The 7,150-nt window shown below is 32.3% G+C and carries 3 protein-coding genes and 2 pseudogenes; 2 read left to right on the forward strand and 3 right to left on the reverse strand.

Annotation, left to right across the window (positions count from 1 at the left end; genetic code table 11):
• From F6K13_RS11265 to F6K13_RS11275, 3 genes and pseudogenes are all read right to left on the reverse strand, one after another.
• A pseudogene (locus F6K13_RS11265) lies at nucleotides 1–358 on the reverse strand (hypothetical protein); the annotation flags it as partial.
• A gap of 408 nt (nucleotides 359–766) precedes the next feature.
• Nucleotides 767–1,270: a DUF4149 domain-containing protein gene (locus tag F6K13_RS11270; protein ID WP_124144056.1), complete on the reverse strand. Its 504-nt coding sequence runs from the start codon at nucleotides 1,268–1,270 to the stop codon at nucleotides 767–769.
• A gap of 1,532 nt (nucleotides 1,271–2,802) precedes the next feature.
• On the reverse strand, nucleotides 2,803–4,584 hold the full coding sequence (locus F6K13_RS11275; RefSeq protein ID WP_124144057.1) for a sodium:solute symporter: 1,782 nt from the start codon (nucleotides 4,582–4,584) through the stop codon (nucleotides 2,803–2,805).
• 132 nt (nucleotides 4,585–4,716) lie between these two features.
• On the opposite strand from F6K13_RS11275, the pseudogene F6K13_RS11280 reads away from it, so the two are divergent.
• Nucleotides 4,717–4,863: pseudogene (locus F6K13_RS11280) on the forward strand (transposase); the annotation flags it as partial.
• Nucleotides 4,864–6,722: 1,859 nt separating this feature from the next.
• Entirely contained in the window at nucleotides 6,723–6,956 is a 234-nt protein-coding gene (locus tag F6K13_RS11285; RefSeq protein ID WP_124144058.1) for a hypothetical protein, read from the forward strand.
• Nucleotides 6,957–7,150: the final 194 nt, after the last annotated feature.

The following is a 7,150-nucleotide window of genomic DNA, read 5'->3' on the forward strand; positions in this document are numbered from 1 at the left end:
TTCCATAAATTTTGCGAATATCATTCCCTTTATTTTGATTAAAAATCTGGGCAGCAACCATTTCGGCAATACATTTATCAAAGCCAGATTTAATATTATCATTCTTAGCTTCTACAAGAGTAACTATTGGTGCTTGAATTATCGTTTGTAATGTGGAATGACTAATAATAAAATCGCAAAAACCATTTAACTCTAGCTCTGGATTAACATTAAATTCGATGCCAGAAAATAAGCCTATTTGATTATTAGATATTTTTTTACTTCTGCTAATACTGGAGCAATAATAAATTCTGTTTGCGGAGCATTCCGTCAGGAAACGAGCTTTTTCCGAAGCGTTCGCGCTAGCGTTGCGGAGCAAATCGCCACTGCTAATGGTAGATAATATTCTAAAGCTTCTTGAAGAAATTGACTGGGAATAACATCTGGTAATTTATTAAATTTACCCAAGTTTTCGACCAGCTGAAGATTAAAATTAGTGAGAACTTCCTCTAAGGTAAATTTACTGTAAGGCATGAGTTTCTTTAGAGGTCATTTTCAGTTATCAGTTAGTCAGTTAAGGGTGGGCAAATATTAAATTAATTGAGATTAATTTTATCTCAACCAAAATGCACCTACCCTACTTTCTTCACCTACAACATTGTTATAGCGTTTATCTGGCTAGTGAGGTAGTTTTTTCTTTCTTCCCTGTTGCCTGTTCCCTGTTGCCTGTTGCCTGTTGCCTAAAGCAAACGAATTTTGTACCTCACGCTTTTTGGGAATTGCTATATTAGTTTTTTTGTTGATAACACCAACCAAGTAAAGTACCGCCAACAACTAATTTAATTACTTCTAATAACCAGTAACCGCCGTGCATTTGATTCATGGTCACAGGAACTTCTTTAACTGACTCAAACAGATTTAGATTTATACCCAAAGCACTCATTTGAGGAGTTAAACCGTAAGTATCAATTAAAGCGATCGCCAACAATGCTATAGAAAATATAATTGCTGTTTTAGTATTTTTAATTAAATTATTTGGTGTGGCACTTAATACTAATAAACCTGTTAAACCCAAGCTTGCACAAATTAATTCAAGTCGGTTAAACAACGAAAACATTATTGAACCTGCTGCTGTAAAATCTGATGTATTCATCATGCCAGAAGCATACATACTAGGCATAATTACCACGTCTAAAATTATGCAGGCACTTAACCAGAAACCTAAAGTTAAACAAACTATTGTTTGCCAACGTTTTTGATTAGATTCCAGATTTGAAGAAATAGTTGCCATATATTTTTACCTATTTAGAGTTATATATGAATTAGTTATCTTCAGCTTAACTAAAATTCGCCTCAATTAGTATTAAGTATTTTTACAATCTGATTTTGATAAGAAATGTAAAAATAACTAAAAATTCCCAAACAAAAAATCTAAGTTATAGCACTACGCAAATAGGGCGCGGACATTTATAAATGCTAAAACTCACTCAGGGATTATTTTTGACTTTTTACTTTTGACTTTTAACTTGCGCGTAGCGCTGTAGTAATTAAGTTGGTGGGCATAAATAGACGTTTCCGTTTGTCATGCTGCGCAAAAAAACGAAGAGTCTGAAAATGAAGCCAGAAGGCAGTTTTCAACCTAATTTTCAAAGTTTTGAATTTCTCTGGTTATTTTACGGATAATTAAACCGACCTACTTAGTAATTGGCACACTTTTCAAATAACTTGATACTAATTTAATATTGGGTTGCATAGAATTAAGGTTTCAAGAATAAATAATTGACTTTAGATCGAGGTTGATAACTTATAGAAGTTGATAATTTTGTGGAGTTTCACATAAAATTGGTATTACTATTTTAGAAATAAATTTCAAAACTTGAGGCGAATTTAGGTAGAGAAAGTTTCCCTAATTTGAGTATTAAAAATCTCAAATTATTTCAACTAGGGAATATATATTAAGGAATTATTTTCCCCTCAACTTTATCCCTAATACAAATTCGATCAACGTTTTTTACAAATAGTAGAAGTAATAAAGAAGGAAGAAGCAATAAGCAAGAAGGAAGGAGGAATAAATATTTAAAAAAAAGAGAAAACGATAGAAATTACCATATAAAATGAACTGAATAAGCTATTTTTAAGCATATCCGATCAAGATGCAATTTTTAATGTTCAGTTATGGCAAATTTAAATTGTGAATATATAGTCATTTAAAATAAGAATAAAACACTTTTTCGGCTGAAATTCTTTACAAGGCAAGAAACCTTTTTCTCAATCTAAGCTGAAATAACTATATAGCAATTCCCAAAAAGCGTGAGGTATAGCGCTGTGCGCAGGCAACAGGTAACAGGCAACAGCTCATCTGGGGGAATAAATTACTGATAATATAAGACTTTTAGCTATTTTGCCCCTCCTGCAATTTGTAAATATACCAGCGCTCATTGCTATACAAAATTTTAGGTTTGAGGGAACAAGGAACAGGGAACAGGGAATAAAAAGGTAAGCATTCAGCTATTAGCAGTCAGCTATCAGCAATTAATAATGAATAATTACTTCTCAGGTTTAGTCCGGAGATTTTGAAAGTAACTTTTTATTCTTTCCTAAATTTCAAAGGTTGCTTTTACCTTTCCCAACATTAATAGCTGATAGCTAATAGCTGACGGCTGAATGCTTACATAAAAAGACAAAAAGATAACTGTACCTCACGACCTTGGGAAACCCTATATAAGCTTAAAACATCTGTATATTCCCTATTTATTTCCATACCGGGTGTTCCTTCCATCCACAATTACATTATTTCCAAAATCAAAGCATATTAGCTTAAATCTATATTTTCTCCAAATACTTAAACCAAGTAAAATACAATCCAATCGACAATAAAATAAATATTAATAATAAAATACCAAAATTATCCCACTGCTTCATCATCAACATCATTCCCATCAAAAATAAAACCAACTGCCAAGGAATAGCAATAAAAGTTGCCATAATATCTCGTTTATTTTCTGCCTGAATTTTTGCCTGAATATTAGTTGGTAATTTTTTCCTCACTACTTCCCAAAAGCCAAAAGGTCTCGTCACCCGATAAAAATTATCAATTGTTTCTAAGTTAGTTGCTGGTGTAAAAAATGTCCCCAAAATACATCCTAAAAAAGAACAAATACTCGGCACCAAAAATAAAATATATTCCTGAGCTTGAGAATTATTCGCCACAGGTAAAATTACCGCTTTTGTCAAAATAGCTGCAACCAAACCCGCTCCAGTACCAATGGCAAACCCATAACCATTAAATCTCCACCAATACCATCTCAATACTAAAGGAATAAACAACCCAGTTCCTAATCCTAAAGTTAACCATCCCCAAATATCATTAATATTCGTGATATTAAAACTAAACATTAACCCTAAACCAACAATGACAATAGATGCTAAACGACCTTGATTAACTAATTGTTGATTAGAAGCTTCAGGTTTAAGATAAGCTTGATAAATATCCTTCACCCAATATGCAGCACTAGAATTAATAATAGAATCAAAAGTTGACATTGCTGCTGCAATAAAACAGGCAATTAATAAACCCTTAATACCTACCGGAATATATTCAGCAATTACAGTAGGTAAAACTAATTCAGGGTCAGAAATTACCTGATTTTTCAGACCATAATCTATCCCTAATACTGCAAAAGCTGTAACTAGAGGCCAGCGAAATGATAATAAGAAAATCCAGAATAAAGAAAGTAACCCAGCCTCACGATCGCTCTTCGCGGCAAAGTAACGTTGAGCTACATAACCACCCCCACCAGCAGCACCTTCGAGAAATACTTTAAAAGTATAAAATAACATCACTCCACCAAACAAATTAAAAATACTATAATCCCCTGGCAAATCAATAGTTATTGGTGGGGTGAGACTACTCCATTCTGCTAAATTCCATGTTTTTAATTGTTCTGTACCAGGAATGGAAATTGAAAAAGTTTCTGGTAGATTTACAGTTTTAAAAGCCATAAAACAGATATATAAAACTGCCACAAAAATCAAGATTCCTTGAAAAACATCTGTCAAAACTACTCCATAAAAACCACTAATAGCAGTATAAATTAAAGCTAATAAAATGAGTAAAACTCCAGCAACTCTATCATCAATTTCCAAAAAAATTCCTAAAAATTTGCCACCTCCAACGGCAAAATAGCTAATAGAAGCAATAGCAAAAATAATATTAGCAACTGCACTAATAATTCTGGCAATATTTCCTTCTCGACCCATACCAAAACGTAACTGCATCCATTCAGCAACAGTCATTACTTGAGCGCGACGATTCCACTTTCCAATAAATGTCATTAAACAGGCTAGATATAATACTATTCCACCCCTAATTTCAATAAAAAATCCCTTAGTCCCCAAAGCATAAACTAAAGCAGTTAATATCATAGTACCTGCAAGGTCAGTATTAGAAGCCATACCAGAAGCACCCAAAACCCACCAAGGCAAATTCCGATTTCCAAGAAAGTAAGATTCTATTCCTGTCGAAGCTTTTTTTTGTAGAAAAACCCCAAAACCCATAATAAATACCAAGTAAATTATTACAACTGTATAATCAATTATTTCCATAAAAGTAAATCTATAAATCAATTATCATTGATAATTTTATACCAAAGATAGCACTATAGCAATTATGAGATTCTCTGATAATTATGATGATAAAGCTGAGAAAATAAACTATCCGTTGATTCTGTTTTTTAATTAGAGTTAGTAGGCCGTATCTTCAACAGATATTATATTCGGGGAATAGTTTTAATTGATGCAGGTTATGGCAATAACACAACTTTCCTGAAAAGACTCGAAGAAAGGAAATTAAAATATCTAGGAGAAATCAGACAAAACAACAAAAAGTAGTAGTTAAATCAGAAGTAAAAATCAGAATAGATAAACCTCTTCAATAATTGATAATTGATCATGAATAATTGATAATTACTTCTCCCTAAAAGGAAGAGGATTGACCCTTAAGGAAAATTTTTTCTTGTTTCTCCTCTAAAGGAGAGGGTTTAAACCTTAATTATTAAATAATTATTCAATAAGGAGCTGACCATTAAATAAATTTGAATCAGTGGTATTAACTCTAGAAAAAAAAGTTTGAGTTAGTACATTTATCAAAATAATATGGGTCGCGCAACCCCGCCTTTTAAGGCGCAATATTTTTGGAGAGTTGCTCACGCATCTCCTACTTCCCCTCCTGGGAGGGGTTAGGGGTGGGTTAACTTATGACTTATGACTTATGACTTCTGACTTCGTTAAAGCTTCGGTTTCGCACTTCAAAGGAAAAATAACTTTTGCTATAGTTATAGCACTACAGGAATTGGTTAGAACATTTTTTAATTCTGTTTCCTGACGGATTCCGCACCGAAAACCATTTTACAGTTCGCTATTCCCAGATCCAGTTTTCCCTATTCCATAGCGCGTAGCGCTATATGAATGCTAGTTATGCGCGAAAAAAGAACAAAAATTGATTATTTGATTACCCATATTGAGAGGTTAAAAGTAACATCTGAGTGGATAATAGATATCTACTCAAACAGAAATTGGATAGAGGTGTTTGATCGAGAAGCTCTCATTATGTTTGGGGTTAAAAGAATATCAAGGAACGAGATAAATGGAGCTTGAAACGCCTTTTTGTATTGATATTTTGTGCTTATACTTTAATTATTTCGTATAAGTTAACTGAAGGACTAAAAAGGTAATAGGCAAATCAAACTTTGAAGACATTTACTGGTGCTGATAAAGCTTTTTTTGCAGTTATATATGCACTGTTTTATTGATTTTTTGACTAACAATATTGACCTGTTTACCTATCACAAGTAAAGTTTGGTCTATATTAAAGCTCTAAAAGTTATGTAAATCTCATTAGGAGAGAAGGAAGGACTGAAATTAAAAAAATCTGGGGTTGTCTGAGTTTTAAGCTTTTGATATATCCTAACTTTGATTTCGACTGCTATACATCTGTTTGATAACTAGAAAATAATTAGACATCTCCAGTAATAAAAAAGATATATCCTAACTTTGATTTCGACTGCTATACATCTGTTTGATAACTAGAAAATAATTAGACATCTCCAGTAATAAAAAATAAAACCAATTATCCCACAGAAATTATCAATTCTTTCCGCCTACTCCCTATTCCCTAATCCCTCTTTTCCGGAGATGTCTATTGGAAAAACCTGGGGTTGTCTGAGTTTTAAGCTTTTGATGTGTCCTAACTTTGATTTCGACTGCTATATATCTGTTTCATAGCTAGAAAATAAATTGCCAAAATAAATGCTATTTTACCAGTACTAAGTAACTTGTTTCTCATCAATATACAATTTACCCAAATTTTTCCTTCTGAATAAAAACCTGATTCCTCAATTTTTTTTATCCTCTATTTTTATAAAATTTTTTAGCTGTCAATGAAGAAGTGATATAAACTTATTTATGTTTTTTCTGAATGACGACTTTTTCTAGAGTTTGTAGCAGTTTTGTACCCATACCTTGCTATATAAATTTTGTAGCAACAAATAAACTATAAATTTCTGCTTTGTCGACATGAATAAACCCAAAAGTAACGATTATCTTGGCCTAAGTTGCCACAAAAATCATCTATTATCGGAATCTTAACAATGCTTTTCTTCTAATTAAAGATTCTATTTATTGAGTTTTATAGTCTTTATAGCAAATTCATTTCTAAGTTACATAAAATAATATCTCGATCAGGGTTGACCATAGATCGAGATAGACAAGTTAATAAATTTCATAATTCTGTGCCACCTCACATAAAATTAAGTGGTGTAACACCATTTATCAAAAGTCCTACTACGCTCATAACCTTGATTTTGCCAACTTATAAAGCAACTTCTATTCCTCCATTCTTGAGCGATCGCTACCAACAAAATGAACAAATTTCATCCTACTTAGGTAAGGCCAAAAAATCACCTTCACCATCATCATAACTATTAAATACTCCCCACTAAATTCAAGAAATTCAACTACCCTTGCTGAAAAAAAAGAGAATTAACTCCAAATATTTTTTTCTTTTCTATCCTGGATGGGTAGAGACTTGAAATTTTAATTATTCAGTAATTCATTTCGTCATTTAGTCAGAACAAATCATCAAACATTTTATGATTTTCCTGTCAAAAAATAA

The sequence above is a fragment of the Okeania sp. SIO2B9 genome, from assembly GCF_010672505.1.
Taxonomy (GTDB): Bacteria; Cyanobacteriota; Cyanobacteriia; order Cyanobacteriales; family Microcoleaceae; genus Okeania; species Okeania hirsuta.